We start from the raw sequence: 26,430 nt of genomic DNA, 5'->3' as shown, positions 1-26,430 counted from the left end.
TAAAATGGAGTCGATGAAAGCTTCCGTGATTTTCCCCGCTACCGCCGCACAAGTCGAGCCATCGACACCCCCGGAGACCCCGGAAGTGTCGTCCTCGCGCGACAAAGCGACGCCATCTGCCCTCGATTCCGGGGCACTGGCGACGCTTGCCGTGCAGATTCGTGGATGGGCGACCGAACTCGGCTTCGGCCATGTGGGCATCACGGACACCGATCTCTCGCACGCCGAAGCGGGCTTGCAGCAGTGGCTCGACGACGGATGTCACGGCGACATGGACTACATGGCGGCCCATGGCATGAAGCGCGCGCGTCCCGCCGAACTGGTGCCGGGCACGGTGCGCGTCATCAGCGCACGCATGAACTATCTCCCCAGCGATGTCGATCTCTCGCAATGGCGCGCGCATGAAGCCGCACGCGCCGCGCAACCGGCCGAGGCCGTCGTGTCGATCTATGCCCGGGGACGCGATTATCACAAGGTCATGCGCAACCGCTTGCAGCAGTTGGCCGATCGTATTGCGAAGGCCATCGGTCCCTTCGGTTATCGCGTATTCACCGACTCGGCGCCGGTGCTCGAAGTGGAACTCGCGCAGAAGGCGGGGCTGGGCTGGCGCGGCAAACATACCCTGCTGCTCTCGCGAGAGGCGGGGTCGCTGTTCTTCCTGGGCGAGATTTTCGTCGACGTGCCGCTGCCGCTCGATCGCGACGATCATGCCGATCATGAGAAAGCGGCCATGGCGCGCGGCGAGCACTGCGGACAATGCCGGCGTTGCCTGGACGTGTGCCCGACCGGTGCGATCACCGAACCGTTCCGCGTCGATGCGCGCCTGTGCGTGTCGTATCTGACGATCGAGCACAAGGGCGCGATCCCCGAACCGCTGCGCGCGAAGATGGGCAACCGGATTTACGGCTGCGACGACTGCCAGCTCCACTGTCCGTGGAACAAGTTTGCGCAAGCGTCGCCGCTGGCCGATTTCGCGCCCCGAAACAAGCTCGACGACGCGTCGCTGGTCGAACTGTTCGCCTGGAGCGAAACGGAATTCATGTCTCGGCTCGAGGGCAGCCCGATTCGCCGCATCGGCCATGAACGATGGCTGCGCAATCTGGCAGTCGGACTCGGCAACGCGTTGCGCGACACAGCCGATGCCCAGGCGCGCAAGCCGATGCGAGACGCGTTGCTCGCGCGCCGCGACCATGCGTCGGCGCTGGTGCGCGAACACGTGGCATGGGCGCTTGCACAGGAAGGCGCGCCCGAACAGAAAGGATCCCAGGTTTGACTCAATCCAGCGAACGCAGCGCCACCCTCATCGATCAGTTCTGCGACACCCTCTGGCTCGAAGACGGCCTGTCGCGAAACACGCTCGACGCCTATCGCCGCGACTTGCGTCTGCTCGCCGATTGGCTTGCCGAGTCGCAGGACATCGCGCTCGATGCCGTCGACGAGGCGGCGCTCACGGCGTATCTCGCATGGCGCCGGGAAAGTCTGGCGAGCAGTGTGAACCGGCGTCTGTCCGTCTTCAAACGTTTCTACCAATGGGCGCTGCGCGAGCACATCGTGCAGCGGGACCCTTGCCTGCGCATTGCGTCGGCCAAGCGCGCGCAGCGTCTGCCCTCGACCTTGTCGGAAGCGCAGGTCGAAGCGTTGCTCGCGGCGCCCGACGTCGCGCAACCGCTGGGGCTGCGCGACCGCGCCATGCTCGAATTGATGTACGCGAGCGGGCTGCGCGTGTCGGAGCTGGTCGCGCTCAAGACCATCGAAGTGGGCTTGAACGAAGGCGTGCTGCGCATCTTCGGCAAGGGGGCGAAGGAGCGTCTCGTGCCCTTCGGCGAGGAGGCCAACGGCTGGCTTGCCCGCTATCTCGACGAGAGTCGTCGCGTGCTGCTGAGCGGCCGGGCGTGCGACACGCTCTTCGTCACGCAGCGCGGCGAAGGCATGACCCGGCAGGCGTTCTGGTATCTGATCAAGCGCTACGCCTTGCAGGCCGATATTCGCGCGCCGCTCTCTCCGCATACGTTGCGGCACGCGTTCGCCACGCATCTGATCAACCATGGCGCGGACCTGCGCGTGGTGCAGTTGCTGCTCGGTCATGCCGACATCTCCACCACGCAGATCTACACGCACGTTGCGCGGGAACGTCTCAAGTCGCTGCACGCGCAGCATCACCCGCGCGGCTAAGACGCCCTTGGCAAGCGTCACGCGTCAGAGCAACGCTTTGAGTTTGTGCTTGAGCACCTTGCCGGTCGAGGCGGCGGGCAGGGCGTCGAGCACCTGGATCCGCGCCGGGCGCTTGTACGGCGCGAGCCGTTTTGCCGCCCATTGTGCGAGCGCCTCGACATCGATGCGATGCCCGGGGCGGGCTTCCACGAACGCGATCACCTGCTCGTTGCCCTCGCACGGACGGCCGAGCACGGCGGCCTGGAGCACATCGGGGTGGCTCGCCAGTGCCTGTTCCACTTCGATCGGGTAGACGTTGAAGCCGGAGTGGATGATGAGTTCGCGAGCGCGTCCCGCGAGAAATAGCGTGCCATCCTCCGCGCGGTGTGCGAGATCGCCGGTGCGCAGCCAGCCGTCCTCGGTGACGGTCGCGGCCGTGAGGTCCGGCGCGCGGTAATAGCCGAGCATGACGTTCGGGCCACGCACCCAGAGTTCGCCGACATCGCCGTCGGGCAGGTCGCGGCCGTCCGGCCCCACGATACGCACGGCGACGCCCGGTATGGCGGGACCGACCGCACAGTCGTCGCGCGGCGCATCGAGCAATGTCTGGGAGACGGTCGGGCTGCTCTCGGTCAGCCCGTAGCCGTTGTGGACCGGCAGCCCGTAGAACGCTTCCACGCGGGCCTTGAGCGCCGCGTCCAGCGGCGAGCCGCCCGAGTAGACGAAGCGCAGGCGAGGCGCGACAAGCGACCGGCCCTGCGTGGCGACATGCGCCATCAGACGGGCATGCATGGCAGGCACGCCCTGCAGGATCGTCAATCCGTCATGGGCGAGCGAGTCGAGCACGGCCTCCGGTGCGAAACGTGCCGCAAGCCGTAATGTCGCGCCCGCGTACAGCGTGCCAAGGCAGACCGACGTCAGCCCGTAGACATGCGAGATGGGCAGCACGCCATATGCGATGTCCTCAGGGCCAACACGTCGCAACGTGCTCGATACGGCGGCGACGAACATCAGATTGCGATGCGAAAGCCGCACCCCCTTGGGCGTGCCGGTGGTGCCCGTCGTATAGATCAGCGCCGCGCATTGGGCCGCCGGGTCCGTTTCCACCGGTTCGGCAACACGTTCGACGTCGATGTCGGACACCGCGATCGCCCCCAGCGCGAGGTCCGGCCACATGACCTTGGCAGCGTCGCCACGCGCGTGGGCGGCGGCATCGGGCGAGGCGTCGATGGTGTAGATCGCGCAGCGCGGCCCGGCGTGCTCGCGAATCATGCCGAGTTCCGAGGGCGAGAGCCGTGCGTTGCACAAGAGCGGCCATGCGTCGAGCGAGGCCACCGCGAGCAGCAGCACGACGTAGGCAATCCCGTTCTCGCCCACGATCATCACCCGGTCGCCTGCGCGCACGCCGTGCGCCCGCAAGCGCTCGGCGCCGGCCGCAATGGCCTGCGTCAACTCGCCGTAGGTCAGACGGCCGAAGTCGTCGATGAGCGCAACGCGATTGGGGGCTTGCGCCGCGATGCGCGCCGGCAATGTGTCGATGCGCGACGGCAGACCGGCGAGCCAGTGCCCGATGTCGCCGTGAAGACGATCGGCGGCGTCGGTCGCGTGGTTGCCGTTGACCGTGTCGGCAGTGTCCGCGGTGGCGGTCGCGAAGGGCGCAGGTGGAGCAGGTGGAGCGAGTGGGGCAGACATGGCGGCATTGTAATGCGCGATGAAGCGATTGCTTACAATCCGTATATTACGGAATTCGACGGCCTCCCGATCTGCCGTCGGCCACGCTTCGTTTTCACCTCGCCTGATGTGTCGCTGTACGGCTTCCCTACGGGTTCCGCACCGCTGCTGATGGCTTTTTGCGTCTTCTACGATATGAAATCCAAGGCGACTGCCGAGACCCCTGCCACCAAACAGCTTCGCGAAGCCAAGGTCGCGTTTCGGAATCATTTTTACGAGTATCAGGAGCACGGCGGTACGCGTGTCTCGTCGCAGGCGCTCCAGGTGCCGGAACATGCGGTCATCAAGACGCTGGTCATGGAGGACGAAGACGCGAATCCGCTGATCGTGCTGATGCACGGCGACCGTCAGGTGTCGACCAAAGCGCTGGCGCGTCAGGCCGGGCGCAAGCGCATCGAGCCATGCAAGCCGGAAGTCGCCAACCGGCACTCGGGCTTTCTGGTCGGGGGCACCAGTCCGTTCGGGACACGCAAGCGCATGCCGATCTACATGGAAGCGTCGATTCTCGAATTGCCCGAGATCTTCATCAACGGCGGGCGTCGCGGCTATCTGGTCTCGATGGCGCCGGCTGACATCGTGCGCGTGCTCGCGCCCGTGCTCGTGAACGTCGCGCTCGCCGACTGACGACGTCGCCGCCTCGGCGGCACTCCTGTGCCTCACCGCCACTCGTCTTTGCGCTGCCCGGCAGCATTGCGGCGCCGCTGGGATCGTCCTGCCATCGCGCTTGCGTAGCCTGCCATAGCCGTGCCTTAGCCCGCTATCGATAGCGTGGCTTCAAGGAAGCACTCATTTCCACACTATTGAGCGAAATCTGACTTGTCAGATTTCGCTCGTCTGTCTGCGTTTCTACGATGTCGCCATTGACTCAGGCGATGGCGATTCGTGCAGACGGGTTCGCTGCGCCACGGCGGGATCACGACCCGCGACAACGAACCGAGGAACGCAAATGAGCGACGTGAACCCGCGCGTCACCCGAGACCGGAAGATCATCCCCGCGTGGCGTCATGCCATCGTGGCAGGCGCGTTGGCGTGGGCGCCCGCACTGGCGAGCGCGAACGTCAGCATCTCGCCCATCGCGAGCGTGATCGCAGGCGACCAGCCGCCGGTGAGCGTCATCCGGATCACTTCGCAATCGCCCCATGCGCAGTACGTGGATGTGAGCGTGAGACGTATCGTCGATCCGGCAACGGACGCCGAGCACGAGGTGTCGGTCGAGTTCGCGCCCCACGGGCAGCCGCAGGCATCGGGCGGCCTTGGCAACGCGCTGGTGGCTTCGCCCGCGAAGTTCGTACTTGCGGCAGGCGCGACCCGGCTCGTGCGCGTGGTGGCGCTCGGACGCCCGCAGACCGAAGTTGCCTATCGGGTCTATTTCCGGCCGGTCATCGCGCCGGTGCAAGGTCAACCGAAAGACGCGCAGGACGCCATCTCCCCTGACGTGAACGTCAATTTCGTCTGGGGGGCACTCGTGCGTGTCGAGCCGCAGCGGGCGCTGCCCGGCCTCGCGCGTACGCCCATCGGCGACGCCGATCGTCTGAAGAACACCGGCAATGTCCGTGCGCATGTGACGTCCATGGGGCGTTGCGACGGTGACGCCGAACATGCGTGCGAGTGGCACGAGATCGGCCGTAGCGTCTATCCGGGGCTGACATATCCCATTCCCGAAGCACTGCGCAACCTGCCGGTGCGAGTTCGTTATCGGGTCGACGGCGCGGTAGACGAGCAGGTCGTCGACCTGACGCCCACGCCTGCCGCGTCGTCGGCCGATATCCAGGGGCCGCAGAGCCCTCCCCAGTCCGAAAGCGCCGGAGACCATGCTTTCCTCAACCCTCACATCCAATGAATCGAGGAGTTTCAAGATGCAGCCGAAGATGAAGATGAAGACGCTTGTGAAGCGGCCCGTGATGACGCTGAGGCGACTCGCCGCTGTCGCGGCCATCGCCTTGCCGACGGCCGCCGCCAATGCCGCTGAAGTCGTGATCGATCTGAGCGCCAATGTCGACCCGACGCTCTCGATACTGCAGGCAAACGGCGCGCCCATGCCGCAAAGCCTTGAGCTGGGTTACAACGCGTCGACAGGGGACATGGCCTCGCCAACCGTCCATACGCGTCTCTACACGAACGACATCACGCGTAGCGTGCAGGTCCGGCTGGGCGCGGTGCCCTCGCTTGTGCACGCGACCAACAACGCCGCGCCCGCCATTCCGCTGACGGTGAGGCTCGACGGCAAGACCCTCACGACGGCAGCGACCACGCTCACGGCCGCCGACGTCTGGACGGGCGCAGCGCAGGGCGAGTCGAAAACCATGCCGCTCTCGGTGACGGGCCGTGCGGCAGGCGCGAATCCGCCCGCTGCGGGGCGTTACGTTGGCCGGCTCGAAATGGTGATCGTGGCCGCCACCACGGCGTTGTAACGACGTAACACGCTCGGTGACGCCTTTGGAGGCGTCACCCGTTACGCGAAGCCATTGTCCCTGAGAGACGGCGGGCGCACCGGTGGGGTGCCTGCCGCAGTCACGCGTTCCATCATGCTGACGTTGCGCCATGTCTGTCTGATCTGCCTGCCCTGGTTCGTTGCCGGGCAGAGCGCCGTATGGGCCCGCACGATGCTGCCGGTGGCCGGTGTTCCTCCCGGCTTTGAAGACATCGCGCTCGGGCAGGTCGAGCACCTCGATATCCGATGGTTGGGCCGCTCGCTGGGCATATTCCCCGTGTTCGTCCGACCGGACGAGGTGCGTCTCGAAACGCCCGAAGCGGTAGTGCGCGCGATCAGCGCACGCATGGCGCTACGCGAGCGGCGGGCGTCATCACCGGTACCGGCATCGGCGTCCGCGCCGCAAGGAACGACGCACATGATGACCGAGGCGATGACCGAGGTGACGGCGGCGCGTGCGTCGGAAGCGGCAACGGTGACGACCCAACAGTTGATCGAAGCGCTTGCCAGACCGATGGCGCGAAATGGACACCTTGCGTGCCATGACGTCGGTGCCGGATGCCGGTACCTCGACACCGAGTCGGCGGAGGTCATCTTCGACGAAAGCAGCGGCGTGCTCGAACTCTTTCTCTCCAAGGCGTGGCTGCCATCGCAAGACATCGCCGGCCCGGCCTTCCACACGAATTCGCCCGGCAGCGAGAATGCCCTGATTCACACGCAGATCGTGAACGCCGCGACGTCCGATCGGTATCGCAATCTCACGGTGCTGGGCAACGGCGCGCTCGGCATCTCGCCCGCCAGCTATGCGGGCTTCACATGGTCGCTCGTGCATTCGCGTGACACCCATGCCAGCCCGCGCTTGACAGGCACACAGGGACGCATCGACAGCCTCTACTACCGGCACGATCTCGGCGCTGCGCATTACGTGCAGTCCGGCCGTATGGACCAGCGAAATCTGTCCAGCGCGCAAGGCGGCAGCTTCGGATTCACGCTGTTGCCGATGCATCGATTCGATGGCGCTCGCGTAGGCACCTCGCAGGCGTATCGCAACGAGGCAAATGCGACGCGGGGCTCGCCGCTCACGGTGCTGCTCGCGCGTGAAGCACGTGTCGACGTTTATCGCGGCAACGAACTTCTTGGCAGCGCCTATTTCTCCGCCGGGGTGCAGCCATTCGATACGCGCTATTTTCCTGAGGGCAGTTATCTCGTCTCACTGCGAATCTTCGAAGGCGACACGCTGGTTCGCACCGAGTCGGCGCCATTCACCAAGGTGGGAGGCGACGGGGCGGGGCAGGAGACGCAGTGGTTCGTGCAGGCCGGGCGCGCGGTGGACCGGCAGCATGACGTCGGCGTTCCCGACAACGTGCGCTCACCCGGGCTGACGATGCACTCGGGCGTGCGCACCAGCGTTGGTGCGGGGCTGACGATCACCAGCGGCATGGCGTGGTCGTCGTCGGCGCTCTACAACGAAACCCAGGCGGGCTGGCAGCACGCGTTCGCGCTAGGGCGCCTGGTCGCAAGCGCGGCGCTCCTGCTGGGCTCGGACGGCGCACGCGGCAACACGCAGTCCATATCGCTTGCCAACGGCGTCGGCCTCACCCTGTACCGCTATCAGATGCGTGACGCGAGTTGTCGTCGTTCGCCTGGTGCGAGTGAGATGGCGGCAAGTTTCGGATGTCATGAGCTCGTCAACGCCAGTTTGTCGGTGCCGCTCGGTCCATGGCAGGCCGTGGCCGGATATGGCGAGAGCCGGTCCTACGGTCGCAGGCGAGCCGCGCTCGACCATGGATACGACGATCCGTGGCTGAGCGGACGCGATGCGCAAGAGGGGGTGTCTCGCACGCTTCAGACGACGCTGAGCCGATCGTTCCGGTGGCGCCGGCTCGTGATTCACGCGCGGGGTGGCGCCTATCACCGACGGCACGCAGGCGTGGCGCTGCGCGACACCGGGGGATTCGTGAGTGTCGCGTTCAGCGTGCATCGCCCGGCCACGGGCGGACGCGGTATGTCGACGCATTCGAGCGCAAGTACGGAAGTTCGCATGGACGACATTGGCCGCGGCAGTGGAGGTGGCGGAGGAGGGAAAAACGGGGCGAGCGGCGCACGCACGGATTACGGCGTGTCGCATGCCATGACGTGGGACGACACCTCGCGCCGGGAGTTGTCGCTGAATCTGAACGCCAACGAGCGCGGCATGGGCACCGCGAACGTGCGGGGCGCCGTCGATGGCCGTCATGGCGATGTGCACGTTGCGCTCTCGCGCAGCCTGCTTCGCGCGGGCGAGGGCGGCGAGACGCGTGGCTCGTTCGTTGGCGCATACGCGTCCAGTCTTGTCGTCGCGCGCCAAGGCGTTCGCGTCGGACCGGCCATGCTTTCCGGAGAACCGCCTGCGGGGATTGCACTGGCCGTTGATTCACCCGTCGATGCTGCGCCGGGGGCGGGCGTTGAGGAGGCAGGCGACTCGGCACGTGCCGAGAGCGATGGTGGCGCGCACGGTGAGATCGCCGCCATGTTGCACGTCGACGGCCGCTCGCTGCCCGTTGCGTTCGGCTCGTGGGCGCTGACGCCGGTCGGCGGCTATCGGGCGCTCAAGGGCGAGATCTCGGAAGCGCGGCATGGCGCCGTCGATCACACCGTCGGGCTGATCCGCGGCGCGGGACAGTACGACGACTTCCTCACGCCGGGGCGTCTGAAAATCCATCGCGTGGCCGCAGGCCGCACGTACACCTATGTGGGACGCGCCGTCGGACCCGATGGACTTTCGATGGACAACGCGCGGGTGCTCAGTGCCGTCGCGCCCCCGCTCGATGCACAGGGCACGTTCATGATCGAGTCCCCCCATCGTCTCACGCATCTGTATCTGCTCTTCGACGCGCAGCCGATGCGATGCGATATCCGCGTGGCGCAGCGCCAGGACGTGGTTCATCTGACGGAGATCTCGCGTTGCGCTCACGTTGCACAGCATGCCTTGCCGGCGTCCCTGCTATCTCAAACACGTGTGCAGCGCCTGCTCGGCGAAGCGCACTCGCGCACGGGGCGACAGGTCACATTGCGGCAGTCCGATGCACGCACCTACTGACCGTGGAGATGCGGGAAGGGAAAGGGAAAAGGGGAGAAGGGACATGCCGGACATGACGGCCGTAGATGAGCGCCAGCGAGCCAGTGCGATGCGGCGCTTCGTTTTTGCGGGATGGGCGCTGGGTCTGGCGGCGTGGGGCGGCTCGCCCGCGCTCGCGCAGTCGGTGCCCAGGGATCACCACGAACGCGTGTCGCTGCGCTTCGACAGATCGGCGATTCCCGAACAATGGCAATTTCGTCCACAACTCGCCGCGCATTACACGCGAGGGCAGAGCCGGGGTTCACGAACGTCGTTCGTCTGCCGCTCGCCAGTCGATACGGCGCTGGGGGCGTGTGCGAGCGCGCCGGCCAACGTCACGGGACCGGCGCCCACGCCCGTGCTGCTTCGCTTCACCGAGTCCAGGTCCGGGCTTCAGGTAGACCTGAACGTGAGCGCCACAAAGGTCGTGACGGTCGCGGGCAGCACGTGTGCGCATGTGCGCACGGCCTTCCACTCCAACCGGAACTACGGCGTGTGTGGACGAGCGCCCTACGATGTCTCGCGCTACGTTCTCTCGATCGAGCGCTCGCAACTGCAGAAAATTCCGGTCGGTGGCGTATGGCGAGGGCATCTGACGTTCGATGTCAGGGAACTGGGGAGTGCGCTCGGCAGCGCGGTCCATCGTTACGACATCGAACTCAATGTGACGGACAGGCACAACGCACAAATCTATTTCCCGACGCTATCGAATACGTCGCCGCGCGTTGCACTCGATCTGCGAAAGCGTCCCGGGCCGGGCCACATGACGACCGTGTACGGCGGCCGGTCGGTGGACATGTGCTTTTATGACGGATTCGGCTCGAACTCCACCGGCGCCTTGCGCGTGCGTGTGCGCGATGGGCGCGACAATTTTCCTATCCGCCCGCCGGGCAACGGATTGCTCGTTCGGCGCGGGACGCTGGGGACGCTGCCCGAGGAGCGTATCGAATACCGCGTCGGCCTGGCGTACGCCGGTGCGCATCAGTGGCTGCGCGTGGGCGACACCGTCGGGAACGTGTTCGCACCGGTATCGGCGGCACCGATACGGATCGTGCGCTTGCCAGGCATTCCTGCGCCGGTGGCCTGCTCCCCGGGCACGCTCGTCTTCGAGGTCGTACCGTTCATCGAGAGTCACAAGGACGCGGGTGGCTACGAGGGGCCGCTACGCGTGGAGATGTTCGTCGATGCCGCGCTGATGTGAACCGGGGGAAATGCGCCGCCGGGTTCGCAACGGCGCGCTGCGCTCAGGCGCCTTCCACCAGCGCATTCTCGAGGGCGAACCGATACAACTGCGCGTCGCACTCCATGCCGAGTTTGCGCATGGCGTTGCGCTTTTGCGCGCTGACCGTCTGCTTCGTGCGATGAAGCTTCGCCGCGATGGCGCTCACCGACATCCCCGACACGTAGAGCCGCAATACCTGGGCTTCGCGTTGGCTCAGCAGCGTGACGCGCGACGCCGGCGAAACGTTCGTCGCGCGGGCAGCGGGTAGGCGACGCAACCCTTCGTATGCGGCGTGGATGGCACCGATGAGGTCCTCGATGTCGCGCGATTTGCACAGGGTGGTGGCGACGCCGAGGTCCACCAACTGGCGGGTCAGCAACGCGCTCGCGACGTCTTCCATCGCGGTGAGCACCAGAATGCGCAGGCCGGGGAACATGCGGCGCAACGAGGTGAGCATCAAGAGCCCGTCACCGTACGGCCCGCCGGGAATGGTGTGATCGGTCACGAGCACGTCGCACGGCGAGCGGCGCAACAGCTCGACCAAGCCCGGCGCATCGCGCGCTGTGCCGAGGACTTCCAGTGAGGGCCGCCTGCCAAGCTCGCATGCGAGTCCGGCAACGACGACGGGGTGATAGTCTGCGATGGCTACGCGGATCTTTGTCATTGTTCTGATCTGTCTCCTGACGCGAAATGCACAATGCATAACGCGCGTGCGAAAAAGACCTGCATCCGTCGACGAGGGTTCCTCGATCTGCGTTGTGTCGTGACACTTGGCGCAATTTCCCAAAAGCAGTGGACCCTATGCGCAACCCCGTGTTTGCCAGAATGGGGGCGAGCGTCGTCTCAAGTAAAATGGCGGCCATTACAAATTCCTCACTGCTGGAAGTTCATGGCCACACTGGTTTTTATCGTTCTCGCGTACCTGATCGGCTCAGTGCCGTTTGCGGTGATCGTCAGCCGCACGATGGGACTCGCAGACCCTCGCAGCTACGGCTCGGGAAATCCGGGGGCCACGAACGTGCTGCGCTCCGGCAACAAGAAAGCCGCCGTGCTCACGTTGATCGGCGACGCGCTCAAGGGCTGGCTCGCGGTCTATCTTGCGGAACGTTTCGCGCCCGCGTGGGGGGTGGGTGATCTGGGGCTGGCGGCCGTGGCGCTTGCCGTCTTCCTCGGACATCTGTATCCGGTATTCCTGCGCTTTGCCGGCGGCAAGGGGGTGGCCACCGCGGCCGGTGTGCTCTTCGCGATCAGCCCTGTGCTCGGTCTGGCGGTCATGGCCACCTGGCTCATCATCGCGATTTTCTTCCGGTATTCGTCGCTGGCCGCTTTGGTGGCGGCGGTATTCGCGCCGCTGTATTACGTCTTCATGTTCGGCTTCGGGCCGTATTCGCCGGCCGTGATCGTGATGGCGATGCTGCTGATCTACCGTCACCGCGCAAACATCGGCAAGCTCATGGCAGGCAAGGAGAGTCGCATTGGTCAGAAGAAGTGAGCGGAGCTGCGCCCGAGACAGCGGCCGTCGATAAAAAAACCCGCAGCAAGTCTGCGGGTTTTTTGTGCCCGTCTTCCAGTGAAGACGAACGACAGCGAAATGACAGCGAAACGACAGAGAAACGCGCGAATCGCCAGGATCGCGCGTCGTAACGTTCAGTCGCGGAAGTTGTTGAAGTCCAGCGGCGTGTCGGTGACGTCCTTGCGCAGCAGCGCCATCGCGCTTTGCAGGTCGTCGCGCTTGGCGCCGGACACCCGCACGCTATCGCCCTGAATGCTCGCCTGCACCTTCATCTTGCTGTCCTTGATGATGCGAACGATCTTCTTGGCGAGATCGCCCTCGACACCCTTCTTGACCTTGACGACCTGTTTGACCTTGTCGCCGCTGATCTTCTCGATCTTGCCGTAGTCGAGGAAACGCACGTCGACGTTGCGCTTGGCCATCTTGGAGATGAGCACCTGCGTGACCTGATCGAGCTTGAAGTTGTCGTCGGCGAAGAGCGTGATTTCCTGCTCCTTGTGCTCCACGCGCGAGTCCGATCCCTTGAAGTCGAAGCGCGTCGAGATTTCCTTGTTGGCCTGCTCGACGGCGTTCTTGACCTCAATCATGTTGGCTTCGCTAACCACGTCAAACGATGGCATCTGGCTCTCCTGAATTCCTGGGGGTTCGTGAAAGGCACGCGGGGCGTGCCGTGCGAGTTTGCCTGCAGTCGCCTGCCCGGTGCGGCCAGAACGCGCGTCTGGCGATCCGGCTGGCCGGTATAATGGCGCGCATCAATCTTTCGCCCGACATTGTAATTCAGCCGTCGGTCTTGCGTCCCCGTGTTCCGGTGTCCCTGCGCGCTTTCGGGACGTGCTGTGGAATGCTGCGCAAGCCCGGCACGACGGCACCCACCGGCCTGCACACACTTCATGCTTCAGTTGCAACGCGACGTCAGCCTGCGCGAATTCAATACCTTCGGTCTGCCTGCTACCGCCCGCTATGTCGTGACCATCGACAGCGAAGCGGCGCTCTCGGCGGCGCTCGCCATGCCCGAACTGGCCGGCCTGCCGCGCCTCGTGCTCGGCGGCGGCAGCAATATCGTGCTCACGCGCAACTTCGACGGCGTGGTGCTTCGCATGGCGATTCGCGGCCGCGAGCGGCTTGCCGACGTTCCTGCCGATCCGCAAGCGCGCTACGTGCGTGGCGGCGCCGGCGAGGTCTGGCACGACTTCGTCGACTGGACCCTGTCGCAGGACTGCCCCGGTCTGGAAAACCTTGCGTTGATCCCGGGCACGCTCGGGGCCGCGCCAATCCAGAACATCGGGGCGTACGGGCTCGAGCTCGCCGAGCGCTTCTTTGATGTGAGGGCGCTGGACACGACGTCCGGCGAGTTCGTCACCCTCTCGCGCGACGTTTGCGCTTTCGGCTATCGCGATTCGCTGTTCAAGCGCGAACCGGGACGCTACATCATCGTGTCCGTCACGCTTCGGCTGCCACAACCGTGGCAAGCGGTGACCGGATACGCGGACGTGTCGCGCACCCTGGCCGATGCGGGTATCTCGCAACCCGACGCACGGCAAATCTTCGACGCGGTTGTCGCTATCCGACGTCGCAAGTTGCCCGACCCGGCCGTGCTGGGCAATGCCGGGAGCTTCTTCAAGAACCCCGTCGTGGACGGCGCAACGTTCGCCGCATTGCGCGAGCGTTTCCCCGAAGCGGTCGGTTACGCGCAGCCGGACGGCACATGGAAGGTCGCGGCCGGCTGGTTGATCGATCAGTGCGGCTGGCGGGGCAAGTCGCTGGGGCGTGCCGGTGTGCATGAACGCCAGGCGCTGGTGCTCGTCAATCGAGGCGGTGCGAGCGGCGACGACATCGTGGCGCTCGCACGCGCCGTGCAGGCCAGTGTTCGGGACCGGTTCGGCATTTCACTCGAACCGGAACCGCTCATGATCTGATGGCGGTGGCGTCGGGCAAACGCTGAAGGTAATCGCGTTTCAGATCCACCGTTGAGCGCACGCCGACGTCGTCGAAATGGGCGGCGAGCCAGCGTGCTGCGGCGTCGCGCCCGCGGTCGCGCAAGGTTGTGAGGAAGTGCCAGTCCGTCACGAATTTCGTCGACGAGGACAAGTCGTACAGTTCCTTGTCGGCGCGAATCGAATGAATCAGCGGATACTTCAGGCGATCCCGGAACTCAGGCTTGAGCCATCCCTCGTCGATCAGCTTGTGAACGAACGAGATCGCACGGAATTCGCGCTGCAGCGAGGCGTTGAAGGTGATCTCGTTCACACGGTTCATGATCTGTCCCGGCAAGACCGGCTTCTCTGCACGCTCGATCGGGTTGATGTGCACGATCAGGATGTCGCTCGTCAGCGTCTCGTAATAGAACGGATAGAGGGCAGGGTTGCCGAGATAGCCGCCGTCCCAGTAAAAGTCCTCGTCGATCTTCACCGGTTTGAACAGCCAGGGCAGACAGGCGGACGCCATGGCCACATCGAGTGTGATTTCGTGCGTCCGGAAAATGCGGATGTTGCCGGTGCGGATATTGGTCGCGGAGACGAACAGATGTGTGGCGGTGCTCTCGCGCAGACGCTCGAAGTCGACCTGCGCTTCGAGCACGGTGCGCAGCGGATTGATTTCGGTCGGCGGCTGCGAGAACGGCATCATCCATTGCTGCATGCTCTGCATCCAGTCGTGCCAGATCGGGTATTCGGTCGGCCGTCCGTTCAGCCAGCTAAAGACCGTTTGCGCCCATGCGGTCGCCGAAGAGCCCGCCTGCGACACGCCCAGCCAAAAGCTGTGTAGCGCCTCGCGCGCCTTCTCGCGCGGGTCGACGCCCGGGCGGTCGAGCAGACCGTGGGCAAGCACCACGGCATTCATTGTGCCCGCCGAAGCGCCGCTGATGCCTTCGAACGTCAGGCGTCCGTCTTCGAGCAGTTTATCGAGGACACCCCACGCGTACGCGCCATGCGCGCCACCCCCTTGCAAGCCCAGGTCGATACCTTTGCGCTTTGCGTTGCCGCGTCTGGCGCCGGTGGATTTCGTGCGGTGGCGGGCGCGGGGGCTGTCTGGTGGGAGCAGGGGGACGTCAGTCGGGTCCAGATCGGTGCTGGTGTCCGTCGGGTCGGTGGCATCCGGGGCGTCCGGGGGCGGTGGCGCGCGAAGCGACGTGCCGGTCAGTTCGACGTCGGTCGTGGAGGCAGGCTTGGCGGAGGTTGCAAGTCCGTGGGAGGACTGGCTCTCGGCGGTGTCGGCAGCATTGTCGACGCCAGGATCGGCAGAATCGGAAGGCAGTCGCGACATAGTAGGAAGCGGCGCCAGGCCGCGCTGAACCGGCCGAGAGGGCGGCGGCGCGTCACCTTGCGCGCCGTCGCGATGCAGGCCGGACGATTAGCCGTAGTGGCAAACGTAATCGAGGGTTTCGACGACCTCGATATCGAACTTGCTGTTGCCCGGCACGGAGAACGTCTGACCGGCGGCATACTCCTGCCATTCGGTCTGTCCTGCCAGACGGATGCGGCAGCGGCCGCCGGTAACTTCCATGACTTCAGGCGCATCGGTACCGAACTGCAGCGTGGCCGGGAAAATCACACCCAGCGTCTTGCGCGTGCCGTCCGGGAACAGAACGGTGTGCGAGACGCACTTGCCGTCGAAATAGGTGTTGGCGCGCTTGATTACGGAAACGTTGTCGAACTGCGTTGCGTTTTGCGTCATGACCGAATGCTGTGTCGAATGCGAGCGAGAGTCGCGATGGTGAGTCGATATGCCTGCCCCCTTTCAAGGGGGAAGCGTGAATTCATGCTAGCACGTTTCGAACGTCTACCCGTCTGCAATTTGTGCAATGCACAACGAAATTGCCCCGTAATGGTGCAAATTGCGAATTGTTCTGATGGGTACGGCGAACTATGTCGTGCGGCAATGAAGCACCGCAAATCGCGTGGGCGACGGCGGCGCGTCAGGGATGATAGCGGAACGTTGATCGCGGCGGGGCGATGGGGGCGTTGCGCTCGTCAGGCGCATGAAGGGCGGGGGAGGCGGTTCCGGCGCGTGAGGCGCAGGGGGCAGGATGTTTAGCGGGAAAGGCACCCGGACGCGCCCCGACGCGCCCGGACGGCACGATGCGTCCGGGCGTAGGGAGCGTAAGGCTGTTTTCCCTGAGGACTAGCCTGGATCAAACCCGGCCGAGCATCAGGTACTCCATGAGTGCCTTCTGCACGTGCAAACGGTTCTCGGCTTCATCCCACACAACGCTCTGCGCGCCGTCGATCACCTCTGCCGAAACTTCCTCGCCACGATGGGCGGGCAGGCAGTGCATGAACAGGGCCTCCGGCTTGGCGCGCTGCATCAGGTCGGCGTTCACGCACCATTGGGCGAAAGCCGCCTTGCGTGCTTCGTTTTCCGCTTCGAAACCCATGCTCGTCCAGACGTCGGTCGACACGAGGTCGGCGCCTTCGCAGGCTTCGCGCGGGTCGTCGAACTCGCGCACGAACGGGCGGCTCGACTCGGAGACCATCGCCTGATCGAGGCGGTAACCTGGCGGCGTGGAGATGTTGAACTGGAACCCGAAGATCTCGGCGGCCTGAATCCACGTGTACGACATGTTGTTCGCGTCGCCGATCCACGTCACGGTCTTGCCCTTGATCGGACCACGATGCTCGTAGTACGTGAAGATGTCCGCCAGCACCTGGCACGGATGGTACTCGTTGGTCAGGCCGTTGATGACCGGTACGCGCGAATGCTGCGCGAAGCGCTCGATGATCTCCTGCCCAAAGGTGCGGATCATGATGATGTCGGTCATGCGCGAGATCACCTGCGCGGCGTCTTCGATCGGCTCGCCGCGACCGAGCTGCGTGTCGCGCGTGTTCAGGAACACGGCATGGCCGCCCAACTGGTGGATGCCCGCTTCGAACGACAGACGCGTACGGGTCGAGCTCTTCTCGAAGATCATCGCCAGCGTGCGGTCGTGCAGCGGGTGGTAAGTCTCGTAGTTCTTGAATTTCTTCTTGAGGATACGGGTGCGCTCGAGCACATAGTCATACTCGTCGAGCGTCAGATCCGAAAACTGAAGGTAATGCTTGATGGGTTTGGCGGTGGTCATTTGGATGTTCTGCTGGAGGCCGATACCGCGTGAATTCACCGCAGATTCGCTGGGAACTCGGACGCGTTCGGCACGACGAACAAGCCTTGAGGCCTGTCCCCCGGTCAGGCTCGTGAAGGTGTTCTGCCGGTTGCTGGCTTCAGGGGAACGGCCCCTAGTCTACCAAATCGTTTTGTCGTCACACGAAAAGCGTATTATCGAGCCCGCTGCTGCACAGCCGGAAACGACTGGCAAGACCGAAAAAAACACCCGCAGCAACGGTGGGGGACAGGTTCCAGTCTTATATAAGATATAATACTGGCTCTGTCGGCAACGCTACCCGCGTACGGCTGGCCAGATGTTTTTTGAGGTGATTGAGCGATATGACCGACCAGGTTTCCGCGCGCGAGTATTTCATTCAGGGGCTGACTCTGGATGGCAAGAAGTTTCGTCCGAGTGACTGGGCGGAGCGTCTGTGCGGCGCCGTGTCGTTCTGTGGCCGCAGCAATTCCGGCCCGAACGCATACATGCAGTACTCCCCCTACGTGCGTCCAACGATGGTGGGTGACGTCAAGTGTGTCGTCGTCGACGAGCGACTGCGCGATATCGAGCCGCGAATGTTCGATTTCGTGATGAGTTTCGCCCGGGATAACGGCTTGCAGATGACGGAAGCCTGCTTCGTTCCCGACGTCAAGTAATTCCCCCACGGCCGTTTTCGGCCAGACGTGAGTGCCGGGCCTTTGGCCCTGACTCACCGTCGATGCGTCACATCTGCGCCATTCGGCGCGCCGAGTTTCTTCCCCGTCTTCCCCGTCTTCCCCGTGTAACGTCTTCCTTGTCCTGGTGCCGGGCGATGCCGCGTGCTGCCGCTGTCAATGGCGTTTTGCGCTGTGTAACGTGCCTGCGGTGCCGAGGGCGGCGTTACGGGGCGATGTCGGACGCACAAAAGAAAAAAGCCCGCATAGAGCGGGCTTTTTAGTGTTCCGACCGTAGTCGGAACCGGCAAGCAACGGGTTTGCCTTGCAGCGTCAGCTGTCTTAGGCAGCAGCCGACATCGCCTTGATGGCGGCCGACAGGCGGCTCTTTTGGCGAGCAGCGGTGTTCTTGTGGACGATCTTCTTGTCAGCGATGATGTCGATCGTCTTTGCCGAAGCGCGCAGCACTTCCTTGGCAGCGGCTTGATCGCCAGCGGCGATGGCCTTGCGAACAGCCTTCACAGCCGTGCGCAGACGCGAACGCAGCGCCGAGTTGTGGGCGTTGATCTTAACGGTTTGACGCGCGCGCTTGCGTGCTTGTGCGGTATTTGCCATGTTCTGTGAATTCCTTGAATTGCTCCGCCTGATGCGGCTTCTATGCAGTTTGGCTCGGCTCCCTGGGAGACACGGTGGCCAGGAAGCAATCCATTGACTTCGAAACCGTCGATTATAGCCGAAGCGAAACGGAAATTGCAACTTCTTTGCTGCATGGGGGTGCGACGGGTGTGCGTATAATACGCGCAACATGAATTTGCTCAAAGCTCTCGCTACGGTCAGCGGTTTCACGATGCTCTCGCGCGTCACCGGCCTGATTCGTGAAATTCTTATCGCACGCATGTTCGGCGCCGGTCCCATGACCGACGCTTACAACGTGGCGTTCCGCATTCCCAATCTGCTGCGCCGGCTGTCCGCCGAAGGGGCGTTTTCGCAGGCATTCGTCCCAATTCTGGCCGAATTCAAGTCGCAGCGCAGTGCGGAAGAGACGAAAACGCTCGTCGATTCCGTCACTACCGTGTTGTTCTGGGCGTTGCTCTCCATCACGATTGCCGGCGTTCTGGGGGCGTCCGGGGTGGTCTATGCCGTGGCGACCGGGTTGTCGCGGGAAAACGGCACGTTCGATGCCGCCGTTTTCATGACGCGCGTCATGTTTCCCTACATCACGCTGATTTCGATCACGACCCTGGCGGCGGGTGTGCTCAATACGTGGCGTCAGTTCTCGATGCCTGCGTTTGCCCCGGTACTGCTCAACGTGAGCTCGATCGTGGCCTCGCTTTGGGTCGCGCCGCATCTGGAGACGCCGGTCTACGCATTGGCCTACGCTGTGATCGTCGGCGGGGTGCTGCAACTGGTGATCCAGCTCCCGGCGCTCGCGCGCATCGGCATGCTGCCGCGCATTTCCGTCAATATGGCGGCGGCGCTGCGCAATGCGGGAGTCAAGCGGGTGCTGGCAAAGATGGTGCCGGCCACGCTCGCGGTCTCCGTTGCGCAGATAAGCCTCATCATCAATACGAACATCGCCTCGCGACTGGCTCAGGGCAGCGTCTCGTGGCTCGCCTATGCCGATCGGCTGATGGAATTCCCGACGGCCTTGCTGGGCGTGGCGCTGGGCACGATCCTGCTGCCGAGCCTGTCACGGGCCAATGCTGACGGCGACACCGCCGAGTATTCTGCGCTGCTCGACTGGGGCCTGCGTCTGACGTTCCTGCTGGCCATGCCCAGCGCCGTGGGGCTGTTCGTCTATGCCGAGCCGCTCACGGCGACGCTGTATCAGTACGGTCGTTTCGATGCGACCGACGTCGCCATGACGGCGCACGCCCTCACGGCTTATGGCGTCGGCCTGGTCGGCCTGATTCTCATCAAGATTCTCGCGCCTGGCTTCTACGCGAAGCAGGACATCAAGACGCCGGTAAAGATTGCCATCGTGGTACTTGTGGCCACGCAACTCTCCAACATCCTCTTCGTGCGTTGGTTCGCTCATGCCGGATTGTCGTTGTCGATCGGCGTGGGGGCATGTATGAACGCGGCGCTGCTGTTCGCGGGCCTCTACAAGCGCGGCATCTACCGACCGGCTGCTGGCTGGCGACTCTTTTTCGTGCAATTGCTCGCGGCTTGCCTGATTCTGGCCGGCGTGCTGCTGTGGTTCACGCAAAGCTTCGACTGGGTGGCGCTGGGCGCGCGTCCGCTCGCGCGCATTGCCCTGCTTGGCGCGAGTCTGGTGCTATGCGCCGTGGTGTATTTCGGGGCATTATTCCTCATGGGTTTCAACTTCTCGTTCTTCCGCCGACGGACTCACTCGTGACCCCCCCGGGATCGCGAAGCGCTCAGGTGACGCGGCGGAATTCACGGATACCGCATGGCGAATCGAATTCTCGAGTATTTTGCTGCGCTGGTTGCCTCCGACGACGGTCTGCCGTTGACCGAAGCGGCTATTGCCATCGCACAGGACGTTTATCCCGATCTCGACGTGCAGGACACGCTGACCCAGATCGATGCGCTCGCCGCACGTCTGGCCAAGCGGCTGCCGCCGGATGCCGGGCCGTTGCAGAAGTTGCAACTGCTCGATCACTTCTTCTTCCGCGAACTCGGGTTCACGGTCAATCAGAACGATTACTACGATCCGGACAACAGCCATCTGCATGTCGTGCTGGATCGGCGCCGGGGCATTCCGATTTCGCTGGCCGTCCTGTGCATGGAGATCGGGCATCAGATCGGATTGCCGTTGCGCGGCTTGTCGTTCCCCGGACATTTCCTGCTCAGGCTCGCCGTGCCGGCGGGTGACGTCGTCATCGATCCGATTTCCGGCAATTCGCTCTCGCCCCAGCGCTTGCTCGAAATGGTCGAGCCGTATTTGAAGCACTATCGCGACGAGAGCGCCGAGCCGATTCAGGAACTGGCGCTGTGGGCCTTGCTGCATCCGTTTCTGGAGCCCGCGACGCCGCGCGAAATCCTGGCGCGGATGCTTCGCAACCTGCGTGCCATCTACACCCAAAACGAACGATGGGAGCGCTTGCTGGCGGTGCAGGAGCGCATGGTGCTCGTGCTGCCCGACCAGCCCGTGGAAAAGCGCGATCGCGGACTGGCGTATGCCCGTTTGGGGTTGGTGCGCCCCGCGCAGGACGATCTCGAGCTCTATCTGAGCAAGCGTCCCGAGGCGGAGGATGCCGATGCAATACGGCAGGTGCTCGACGACTTGAGCCGACGGCCCGGAGGCCACGGGTAAGCAGAACGCATACGCCATGCTTCACGGTTGTGACGCTGTTCCCCACGATGCGACAGCGCCATGAGAAACGCCAGCCTTTCTAACGGGCTGGCGTTTTTTTTCGAGCGTCGACCATGGACGGTCGATGCGCGCGTGCGAACCGGCTACGCCGACTGCATCGACAACTCCTGCACTTCTCGCTGAAGCCCGGGTTTGTAGCCGAAGTGGAAAAAGACCTCGGCCATCAGGAACATCGGGGCAATGAAGATCTGAAAGAGGTTGTCGAGCAGTGCCGGCTTGCGGCCCTCGAAATGATGGCCGACGAGTTGCACGATCCAGCCGCCGACGAACAACACCCCGAACGCGGCCAGCGCCCACGGCAGCGGCAGTTTCGCCAGCTGCTGCGTGACGGCGAGCATCACGGCGAAGAACGCGGTCATCGCCAGGGCGAGCGGAACGTCGAGCAGGAAGTAGTACATCAGCAGGACCAGCATGATGACATGCGTCGCGTTCAGTCCGCTGGGGCCAAGCGGCACCCACGAAAACGCTTGCATCACCGCCAGGATGATCATGGGAACGCCGAAGAAATGGGTCAGACGATTCTTGGGACTGCGGTGATAGCGCTGGTAGAACGACATCTGTTGCGCCAGTGATTTCATGCCAGCCTCCTGCCTCGGGGGACGACGGGGGGAACGCCTGGTTACCGGATCGAGATCATGAAAACCGGTGTCGTTGCCGGCCGCAAGGCGCGGTCGGCATTCCATTGTAGTCACACTCGGCGCGACGTTTTGCTGCGGTGCGGCAAACTGTCCGGGCGCTGCGTTGTCACCGCGTAGGCGCGCGCGTGAGCGCGTGTGAGTGGGTCCGAAGGCTATTTCGGCTGCATCCGGATCGCCCCGTCGAGACGAATGACTTCGCCGTTGAGCATCGGATTGCGCACGATCTGCTCCACGAGCATCGCGTATTCCGCGGGCCGACCCAATCGGGGCGGGAAGGGGACCATCTGGCCAAGCGAGGCCTGCACTTCGGCGGGCATGCCGAGCATCATGGGTGTCTCGAAAATGCCCGGCGCGATGGTCATGACGCGGATGCCGCTGCGCGACAAATCGCGAGCGACCGGCAGCGTCAGACTGGCGACGCCACCTTTCGATGCCGCATAAGCGGCCTGTCCCATCTGGCCGTCGAACGCGGCGACGGATGCCGTATTGACGATTACGCCGCGCTCGCCTTCGCCATTGGGCTCCGTCTGGCTCATGGCGCTGGCTGCGAGACGGATCATGTTGAAGGTGCCGATCAGATTGATCTGAATCACGCGGGAGAACGCGTCGAGCGGATGCGGGCCGTCGCGCCCCACGGTTTTGCTGCCAATGGCGATGCCCGCGCAATTCACCAGACCACGCGGCGTGCCGAGCGACTGCGCTGCGGCCACGGCGGCCTTGCCGTCGGTCTCTTGCGTCACGTCGCATTTGACGAACTTGCCGCCCAGCTTCTCGGCAAGTGTCCTGCCTTCATCGACGTTCACATCGGCGAGCACCACTTTCGCGCCGAGCCCGGCCAGCCAGCGCGCAGCCGCAGCGCCGAGCCCTGAGGCGCCACCGGTGATCAGAAACACATTGCCCTGAATTTCCATGCGTCATCCTCCTTCGGCAAAAAAGGCGGCCCAGTGTGAACTGGCCGCCTTTTCTTTGGCTTCATGACCGCGCGCCGTCACGCCTGCATCTGCATCGGCGCTCAACCACGTTTGGCGGCCCGGAATCGATGCATGCATCGTCTCAGTGACCGACAGCGCCGTGGGACGGCGAAAGACCGTCTTACTTCAACGCGTCGAACGCGCGTGCGCGAATGTCCTCGACGCTGCCCTGACCCGAGATCTTGCGATATTGGGGGGCGGGGACGATCGCGCCCGGGCTGCCATGCTTGGCCCAATCCGAATAATAGGCTACCAGCGGCTTGGTTTGCGATTCGTACACGGCGAGGCGCTTCTTGACGGTTTCTTCCTTGTCGTCGTCGCGCTGAACCAGCGGTTCGCCCGTGACGTCGTCAACGCCTTCGACCTTCGGCGGGTTGAACTTGACGTGATACGTACGACCCGACGCCGGGTGGGTGCGACGACCGCTCATGCGGGTGATGATTTCATCGAACGGCACATCGATTTCGAGCACGAAGTCGATGGCGACGCCGGCTTCCTTCATCGCTTCCGCTTGCGCAATGGTGCGCGGGAAACCGTCGAAGAGATAGCCGTTCTTGCAATCGTCTGCCGTGAGGCGCTCCTTGACCATGCCAATGATCACGGCGTCCGGCACCAGATCGCCCGCGTCCATGAAACGCTTGGCTTCGAGGCCGAGTTGGGTGCCTTCCTTGATCGCGGCGCGCAGCATATCGCCGGTCGAGATTTGCGGGATGCCGAATTTTTCTTTGATGAAAGTTGCTTGGGTGCCCTTGCCGGCCCCGGGTGCCCCCAACAAAATCAGACGCATCGATGACTCCTGAAAGTTTGTGATTTGTGAATGCTGTGCGTGCGGCAGGAGTTTGCGTCCCCGGTACTTCGCGGCGGTTGCGGGGCCGGTGACCGGGCAACTGCGCGGCGCGCAGACGACGCGCTCGGCAGGGCGCGACGCGCGCGACCGGGGGTCTGCTCGCGAGAATCAGAGCGATTATGCCACGACGTGCCCGCCCGGCGGCGTTTTGCAGACTTGTCGGTGTCGCGTCGTTGCGAATTCCGGGACGCGTTCGCCGTGCGGTTTGGACAGACCGAACCAGCCCCACGCGGCGAATCGCGTACGGTATTGACCCTCAGTTTTTCAGTAGGGCGCGCACACGTTCGAGATCCGCTGCCGTGTCGACACCGGGCAGTGGCGCATCGTCGGTCACGAGGACGGCGATTCGCTCTCCGTGCCAAAGCGCCCGCAACTGCTCCAGCGATTCGGCCGTCTCAATGGGCGCCTGCGGCAGATCCGGATAGCTGCGCAAAAACTTGGCGCGGTATGCGTACAAGCCGATGTGGCGGAAAATCGGTGTCGTGGCCGGGGGCAGTGTCGCGGCGTTCGCGATGCCGGCCGACCACGCGTCGCGCGCCCACGGAATGGGGGCGCGAGAGAAATAGAGGGCGCGGCTGTGGGCGTCGAGAACCACTTTGACGACATTGGGAGAGAAAATCTCCGCGTTGTCGGTAATCGGATGTGCTGCCGTCGACAACGCGCATTCGGGATGCTCGGCCAGATGTGCCGCAACCGCATGCACCAGGCGCGGATCGATCAGCGGCTCGTCGCCCTGCACATTCACGACGATGGTGTCGTCCGACCAGCCTTGCTGCACGGCGACTTCGGCCAGACGGTCGGTGCCGGTGGGGTGGTCGGCTCGCGTAAGGACGACATCGAAACCGTGCGCCGCGACGGCATCGACCACACTTTGGGCGTCCGTGGCAACGACAACCTGCCTGGCGCCAGACTCACGGGCGCGCTCGGCGACCCGCACGACCATCGGCTTGCCGCCGATGTCGGCGAGCGGCTTGTTGGGCAGACGTGTCGACGCCAGGCGCGCAGGCACCACGGCGACAAAATCGATGACGGCTTTCGATTGGCTCACGATGCGGGCTTGTCGTCGTTCAGCGGGACCGGGGTGCCTTCGACAGACTGACGCGCCTCATCGGCCAGCATGACCGGAATGCCGTCGCGGATCGGGTACGCGAGCTTGTCTGCATGGCAAATCAGCTCCTGCGCTTTCTTATCCAGCGCCAGCGGGCCCTTGCACAACGGGCAGACGAGAATCTCAAACAGTCGGTTGTCCACGCAATTTCTCCACTACCAGTGATACGAGGCGCGCATCGAGCGCCGCCTCGGCGGGTACGGCCCACACACGCGGGTCGGACCAGGAGACGCATTTTACTGCATCCTTTTCCGTGATCAGGATCGCGTCTGCTGCCACGCCGTCGAACGGATTCGTTGCAAAGTCGTAATGATCGGGCAATGCCAGCGTCTCGATTTGCAGCCCCGCCGCGCGTAACGCGGCGAAGAATCGTTCCGGTGCACCGATGCCCGCGGCGGCGAGCACGCGTCTGCCCGCGAAATGCGCCAACGGCCGGGTGAGCGAGGGCTGGCTAACGCACCACGCGTCGCCCAACGTGAGCGTGAGTCGCCACGTGTGGGGCCACTCCGGTAGGGTTCTGCCATAGGGATCGTTGATGAGATTGGCGTCTCTCGCGCGCGACAGCGGTTCGCGCAACGGACCGGCAGGCAGTAGAAAGCCGTTACCGCCCAGCCGGTGATCGAACACGGCAATCTCGACGTCCCGGGCCAGAGCGTAATGCTGAAGGCCGTCGTCGCACACGATGACGTCGCACGCCGGGTGCGCGGCAAGCAATGCCCGGCCACCTTCGACCCGCGACGGCCACACCCATACCGGCGCGCCAGTGCGTTTGGCGATCAGCAGCGGTTCGTCACCCGTGTCCTGCGGACGCGACGACACATCGACCTGTGTCGGTTGCGACAATTTCGCGCCGTAGCCGCGCGAGAGCACGCCGGGCGTGTAGCCGTGTTGACGCAGCGCGCCGACCAGCGCAATGACGGTTGGCGTCTTGCCAGTGCCGCCCACGGTGAGATTGCCCACGATGACGACGGGCACCGGCAGGCGAGTCGACCGCTTCCAGCCTCGGCGAAAACACCCGCGACGCCACGCAGCCATCGCAGCGAATGCCCACGAGAGCGGCCAAAGCGCCCAGGCGACCATGCCTCGACGTTGCCACTGCGCCGTGACCCAGTGGACCAGCGATCCGGACAGTCGCGGCACCAGCGCACGCGCGCGGGCGCCGCTCGCCTTGTCGGGGCGCGGGGAGACGCTCATCGGGTCGGTTGCGCCGACGTGGAGCGTGCCGCGAACGTCAGTCGCGACAAGCCCGCTTCACGCGCCGCTTCCATCACGTTGATGACCGACTGATGCGCGCTTTTGGCGTCCGCGTTGATGATGATGACCGGCGGCTCGGCGCCGTTGTTCGCGGGCCCGGCCGCCTGACGCAGTGCAGCCGTCAGGCTCGCGACGTCGCGTTGCGCAAGCGAATGGCGATCGATCGCGTAACCACCGTCGGCGCCCACGGAGACCACGATCTGGCGCGGCGGCACCACGGCTTTCTCGGCATCGGCCGTCGGCAGGTTGACCTTCAGCGCCGTGTATCGCGTGTAGGTCGTCGTGACCATCAGGAAGATCAGGATGACGAGCAGCACGTCGATCAGCGGAATCAGGTTGATCTCCGGCTCGTCGCGTGTGGAGAGACCTCGACGGAAATTCATCGTGTGTCTCTCGG

General features: G+C 64.2%; 25 protein-coding genes and 1 pseudogene. 12 read left to right on the top strand and 14 right to left on the bottom strand.

Annotated features, from left to right (window positions below; genetic code table 11):
- Positions 1–4: 4 nt before the first annotated feature.
- Both queG and xerD read left to right on the top strand, forming a co-directional pair.
- Positions 5–1,273 (top strand): tRNA epoxyqueuosine(34) reductase QueG, encoded by a 1,269-nt coding sequence (queG, locus tag UC34_RS19540; protein ID WP_084070836.1) that lies wholly within the window; start codon positions 5–7, stop codon positions 1,271–1,273.
- On the top strand, positions 1,222–2,172 hold the full coding sequence (gene xerD / locus UC34_RS19535; RefSeq protein ID WP_237165157.1) for a site-specific tyrosine recombinase XerD: 951 nt from the start codon (positions 1,222–1,224) through the stop codon (positions 2,170–2,172). The genes queG and xerD overlap by 52 nt, the downstream gene beginning before the upstream one ends.
- 24 nt (positions 2,173–2,196) lie before the next feature.
- On the opposite strand, the gene UC34_RS19530 is transcribed toward xerD, so the two are convergent.
- Positions 2,197–3,843 (bottom strand): class I adenylate-forming enzyme family protein, encoded by a 1,647-nt coding sequence (locus tag UC34_RS19530; protein WP_084070834.1) that lies wholly within the window; start codon positions 3,841–3,843, stop codon positions 2,197–2,199.
- A gap of 174 nt (positions 3,844–4,017) precedes the next feature.
- On the opposite strand from UC34_RS19530, the gene UC34_RS19525 reads away from it, so the two are divergent.
- From UC34_RS19525 to UC34_RS19505, 5 genes are all read left to right on the top strand, one after another.
- Complete coding sequence (locus tag UC34_RS19525; protein WP_044458433.1) at positions 4,018–4,506, top strand: aminoacyl-tRNA deacylase; 489 nt, start codon at positions 4,018–4,020, stop codon at positions 4,504–4,506.
- Between the two features lie 322 nt (positions 4,507–4,828).
- Complete coding sequence (locus UC34_RS19520; RefSeq protein WP_052811136.1) at positions 4,829–5,722, top strand: fimbrial protein TcfA; 894 nt, start codon at positions 4,829–4,831, stop codon at positions 5,720–5,722.
- A 16-nt stretch (positions 5,723–5,738) separates the two neighbouring features.
- Entirely contained in the window at positions 5,739–6,293 is a 555-nt protein-coding gene (locus UC34_RS19515; RefSeq protein WP_052811135.1) for a CS1 type fimbrial major subunit, read from the top strand.
- A gap of 54 nt (positions 6,294–6,347) precedes the next feature.
- A complete protein-coding gene (locus UC34_RS19510) occupies positions 6,348–9,392 on the top strand; it encodes a TcfC E-set like domain-containing protein (RefSeq protein WP_157123241.1) in 3,045 nt (1,014 codons plus the stop codon).
- Positions 9,393–9,444: 52 nt separating this feature from the next.
- Entirely contained in the window at positions 9,445–10,611 is a 1,167-nt protein-coding gene (locus tag UC34_RS19505) for a CfaE/CblD family pilus tip adhesin (RefSeq protein ID WP_167370672.1), read from the top strand.
- Positions 10,612–10,654: 43 nt separating this feature from the next.
- Here the strand turns inward: UC34_RS19505 and UC34_RS19500 are convergent, their stop codons facing one another.
- Positions 10,655–11,296 (bottom strand): LuxR C-terminal-related transcriptional regulator, encoded by a 642-nt coding sequence (locus tag UC34_RS19500; RefSeq protein WP_044456857.1) that lies wholly within the window; start codon positions 11,294–11,296, stop codon positions 10,655–10,657.
- Between the two features lie 225 nt (positions 11,297–11,521).
- On the opposite strand from UC34_RS19500, the gene plsY reads away from it, so the two are divergent.
- Complete coding sequence (plsY, locus tag UC34_RS19495) at positions 11,522–12,124, top strand: glycerol-3-phosphate 1-O-acyltransferase PlsY (RefSeq protein WP_044456856.1); 603 nt, start codon at positions 11,522–11,524, stop codon at positions 12,122–12,124.
- Positions 12,125–12,279: 155 nt separating this feature from the next.
- Here the strand turns inward: plsY and UC34_RS19490 are convergent, their stop codons facing one another.
- On the bottom strand, positions 12,280–12,765 hold the full coding sequence (locus UC34_RS19490; protein WP_044456855.1) for a YajQ family cyclic di-GMP-binding protein: 486 nt from the start codon (positions 12,763–12,765) through the stop codon (positions 12,280–12,282).
- A gap of 270 nt (positions 12,766–13,035) precedes the next feature.
- Here UC34_RS19490 and murB point away from each other — a divergent pair, with 270 nt between their 5' ends.
- Positions 13,036–14,061, top strand: coding sequence for a UDP-N-acetylmuramate dehydrogenase (murB, locus tag UC34_RS19485; protein ID WP_044456854.1), 1,026 nt, complete (start codon positions 13,036–13,038; stop codon positions 14,059–14,061).
- Here the strand turns inward: murB and UC34_RS19480 are convergent.
- The 3 genes from UC34_RS19480 to argF all read right to left on the bottom strand — a co-directional run bounded on the left by UC34_RS19480 (position 14,051) and on the right by argF (position 17,201).
- Positions 14,051–15,406, bottom strand: a complete 1,356-nt coding sequence (locus tag UC34_RS19480) for a patatin-like phospholipase family protein (protein WP_157123240.1) — start codon at positions 15,404–15,406, stop codon at positions 14,051–14,053. The genes murB and UC34_RS19480 overlap by 11 nt on opposite strands.
- A gap of 87 nt (positions 15,407–15,493) precedes the next feature.
- Complete coding sequence (gene ppnP, locus UC34_RS19475) at positions 15,494–15,817, bottom strand: pyrimidine/purine nucleoside phosphorylase (RefSeq protein WP_044456853.1); 324 nt, start codon at positions 15,815–15,817, stop codon at positions 15,494–15,496.
- A gap of 457 nt (positions 15,818–16,274) precedes the next feature.
- A complete protein-coding gene (argF, locus tag UC34_RS19470) occupies positions 16,275–17,201 on the bottom strand; it encodes an ornithine carbamoyltransferase (protein WP_044458429.1) in 927 nt (308 codons plus the stop codon).
- A gap of 362 nt (positions 17,202–17,563) precedes the next feature.
- Here argF and UC34_RS19465 point away from each other — a divergent pair, with 362 nt between their 5' ends.
- A complete protein-coding gene (locus tag UC34_RS19465) occupies positions 17,564–17,878 on the top strand; it encodes a DUF3579 domain-containing protein (RefSeq protein ID WP_039400937.1) in 315 nt (104 codons plus the stop codon).
- A gap of 339 nt (positions 17,879–18,217) precedes the next feature.
- Here UC34_RS19465 and rpsT read toward each other — a convergent pair whose 3' ends face one another.
- The gene (gene rpsT, locus UC34_RS19460; RefSeq protein ID WP_039405217.1) at positions 18,218–18,490 is read right to left on the bottom strand and encodes a 30S ribosomal protein S20; all 273 of its coding nucleotides are present in this window, start codon (positions 18,488–18,490) and stop codon (positions 18,218–18,220) included.
- A gap of 175 nt (positions 18,491–18,665) precedes the next feature.
- Here rpsT and murJ point away from each other — a divergent pair.
- Together murJ and UC34_RS19450 are read left to right on the top strand one after the other, a co-directional pair.
- Positions 18,666–20,234 (top strand): annotated as a pseudogene (gene murJ, locus UC34_RS19455) (murein biosynthesis integral membrane protein MurJ); the annotation flags it as partial.
- A gap of 54 nt (positions 20,235–20,288) precedes the next feature.
- Entirely contained in the window at positions 20,289–21,155 is an 867-nt protein-coding gene (locus tag UC34_RS19450) for a SirB1 family protein (RefSeq protein ID WP_044456851.1), read from the top strand.
- A gap of 143 nt (positions 21,156–21,298) precedes the next feature.
- Here UC34_RS19450 and UC34_RS19445 read toward each other — a convergent pair whose 3' ends face one another.
- The 7 genes from UC34_RS19445 to UC34_RS19415 all read right to left on the bottom strand — a co-directional run bounded on the left by UC34_RS19445 (position 21,299) and on the right by UC34_RS19415 (position 26,416).
- Positions 21,299–21,793 carry an Mpo1 family 2-hydroxy fatty acid dioxygenase gene (locus tag UC34_RS19445; RefSeq protein ID WP_044456850.1) on the bottom strand — a complete coding sequence of 165 codons (495 nt, stop codon included), beginning with the start codon at positions 21,791–21,793 and terminating at the stop codon, positions 21,299–21,301.
- A gap of 212 nt (positions 21,794–22,005) precedes the next feature.
- Positions 22,006–22,764, bottom strand: coding sequence for a 3-hydroxyacyl-CoA dehydrogenase (locus tag UC34_RS19440; protein WP_044456849.1), 759 nt, complete (start codon positions 22,762–22,764; stop codon positions 22,006–22,008).
- A 181-nt stretch (positions 22,765–22,945) separates the two neighbouring features.
- Entirely contained in the window at positions 22,946–23,611 is a 666-nt protein-coding gene (gene adk / locus UC34_RS19435; RefSeq protein WP_044456848.1) for an adenylate kinase, read from the bottom strand.
- 316 nt (positions 23,612–23,927) lie between these two features.
- Complete coding sequence (gene kdsB / locus UC34_RS19430) at positions 23,928–24,719, bottom strand: 3-deoxy-manno-octulosonate cytidylyltransferase (protein ID WP_044456847.1); 792 nt, start codon at positions 24,717–24,719, stop codon at positions 23,928–23,930.
- Positions 24,716–24,922, bottom strand: a complete 207-nt coding sequence (locus tag UC34_RS19425; protein ID WP_044456846.1) for a Trm112 family protein — start codon at positions 24,920–24,922, stop codon at positions 24,716–24,718. Before UC34_RS19425 ends, kdsB begins: the two co-directional genes overlap by 4 nt.
- Entirely contained in the window at positions 24,903–25,973 is a 1,071-nt protein-coding gene (lpxK, locus tag UC34_RS19420; RefSeq protein ID WP_084070828.1) for a tetraacyldisaccharide 4'-kinase, read from the bottom strand. Before lpxK ends, UC34_RS19425 begins: the two co-directional genes overlap by 20 nt.
- Positions 25,970–26,416 carry an ExbD/TolR family protein gene (locus UC34_RS19415; protein ID WP_044456845.1) on the bottom strand — a complete coding sequence of 149 codons (447 nt, stop codon included), beginning with the start codon at positions 26,414–26,416 and terminating at the stop codon, positions 25,970–25,972. The genes lpxK and UC34_RS19415 overlap by 4 nt, the downstream gene beginning before the upstream one ends.
- Between the last annotated feature and the right edge of the window lie 14 nt (positions 26,417–26,430).

Origin of the sequence: Pandoraea vervacti, from assembly GCF_000934605.2 — a bacterium.
Classification (GTDB): domain Bacteria; phylum Pseudomonadota; class Gammaproteobacteria; order Burkholderiales; family Burkholderiaceae; genus Pandoraea; species Pandoraea vervacti.
Note: the sequence above shows the minus strand (reverse complement) of the source record. Positions and strands in the feature narration are given on the sequence as shown.

What these genes read in the sequence shown, in the direction of transcription:
- queG (WP_084070836.1), top strand. Translation starts at nt 5, where the DNA reads ATGGAGTCGATGAAAGCTTCCGTGATTTTCCCCGCTACCGCCGCACAA.
- xerD (WP_237165157.1), top strand. Translation starts at nt 1,222, where the DNA reads ATGGGCGCTTGCACAGGAAGGCGCGCCCGAACAGAAAGGATCCCAGGT.
- UC34_RS19530 (WP_084070834.1), bottom strand. Translation starts at nt 3,843, where the DNA reads ATGTCTGCCCCACTCGCTCCACCTGCTCCACCTGCGCCCTTCGCGACC.
- UC34_RS19525 (WP_044458433.1), top strand. Translation starts at nt 4,018, where the DNA reads ATGAAATCCAAGGCGACTGCCGAGACCCCTGCCACCAAACAGCTTCGC.
- UC34_RS19520 (WP_052811136.1), top strand. Translation starts at nt 4,829, where the DNA reads ATGAGCGACGTGAACCCGCGCGTCACCCGAGACCGGAAGATCATCCCC.
- UC34_RS19515 (WP_052811135.1), top strand. Translation starts at nt 5,739, where the DNA reads ATGCAGCCGAAGATGAAGATGAAGACGCTTGTGAAGCGGCCCGTGATG.
- UC34_RS19505 (WP_167370672.1), top strand. Translation starts at nt 9,445, where the DNA reads ATGACGGCCGTAGATGAGCGCCAGCGAGCCAGTGCGATGCGGCGCTTC.
- UC34_RS19500 (WP_044456857.1), bottom strand. Translation starts at nt 11,296, where the DNA reads ATGACAAAGATCCGCGTAGCCATCGCAGACTATCACCCCGTCGTCGTT.
- plsY (WP_044456856.1), top strand. Translation starts at nt 11,522, where the DNA reads ATGGCCACACTGGTTTTTATCGTTCTCGCGTACCTGATCGGCTCAGTG.
- UC34_RS19490 (WP_044456855.1), bottom strand. Translation starts at nt 12,765, where the DNA reads ATGCCATCGTTTGACGTGGTTAGCGAAGCCAACATGATTGAGGTCAAG.
- murB (WP_044456854.1), top strand. Translation starts at nt 13,036, where the DNA reads ATGCTTCAGTTGCAACGCGACGTCAGCCTGCGCGAATTCAATACCTTC.
- UC34_RS19480 (WP_157123240.1), bottom strand. Translation starts at nt 15,406, where the DNA reads ATGTCGCGACTGCCTTCCGATTCTGCCGATCCTGGCGTCGACAATGCT.
- ppnP (WP_044456853.1), bottom strand. Translation starts at nt 15,817, where the DNA reads ATGACGCAAAACGCAACGCAGTTCGACAACGTTTCCGTAATCAAGCGC.
- argF (WP_044458429.1), bottom strand. Translation starts at nt 17,201, where the DNA reads ATGACCACCGCCAAACCCATCAAGCATTACCTTCAGTTTTCGGATCTG.
- UC34_RS19465 (WP_039400937.1), top strand. Translation starts at nt 17,564, where the DNA reads ATGACCGACCAGGTTTCCGCGCGCGAGTATTTCATTCAGGGGCTGACT.
- rpsT (WP_039405217.1), bottom strand. Translation starts at nt 18,490, where the DNA reads ATGGCAAATACCGCACAAGCACGCAAGCGCGCGCGTCAAACCGTTAAG.
- UC34_RS19450 (WP_044456851.1), top strand. Translation starts at nt 20,289, where the DNA reads ATGGCGAATCGAATTCTCGAGTATTTTGCTGCGCTGGTTGCCTCCGAC.
- UC34_RS19445 (WP_044456850.1), bottom strand. Translation starts at nt 21,793, where the DNA reads ATGAAATCACTGGCGCAACAGATGTCGTTCTACCAGCGCTATCACCGC.
- UC34_RS19440 (WP_044456849.1), bottom strand. Translation starts at nt 22,764, where the DNA reads ATGGAAATTCAGGGCAATGTGTTTCTGATCACCGGTGGCGCCTCAGGG.
- adk (WP_044456848.1), bottom strand. Translation starts at nt 23,611, where the DNA reads ATGCGTCTGATTTTGTTGGGGGCACCCGGGGCCGGCAAGGGCACCCAA.
- lpxK (WP_084070828.1), bottom strand. Translation starts at nt 25,973, where the DNA reads ATGAGCGTCTCCCCGCGCCCCGACAAGGCGAGCGGCGCCCGCGCGCGT.
- UC34_RS19415 (WP_044456845.1), bottom strand. Translation starts at nt 26,416, where the DNA reads ATGAATTTCCGTCGAGGTCTCTCCACACGCGACGAGCCGGAGATCAAC.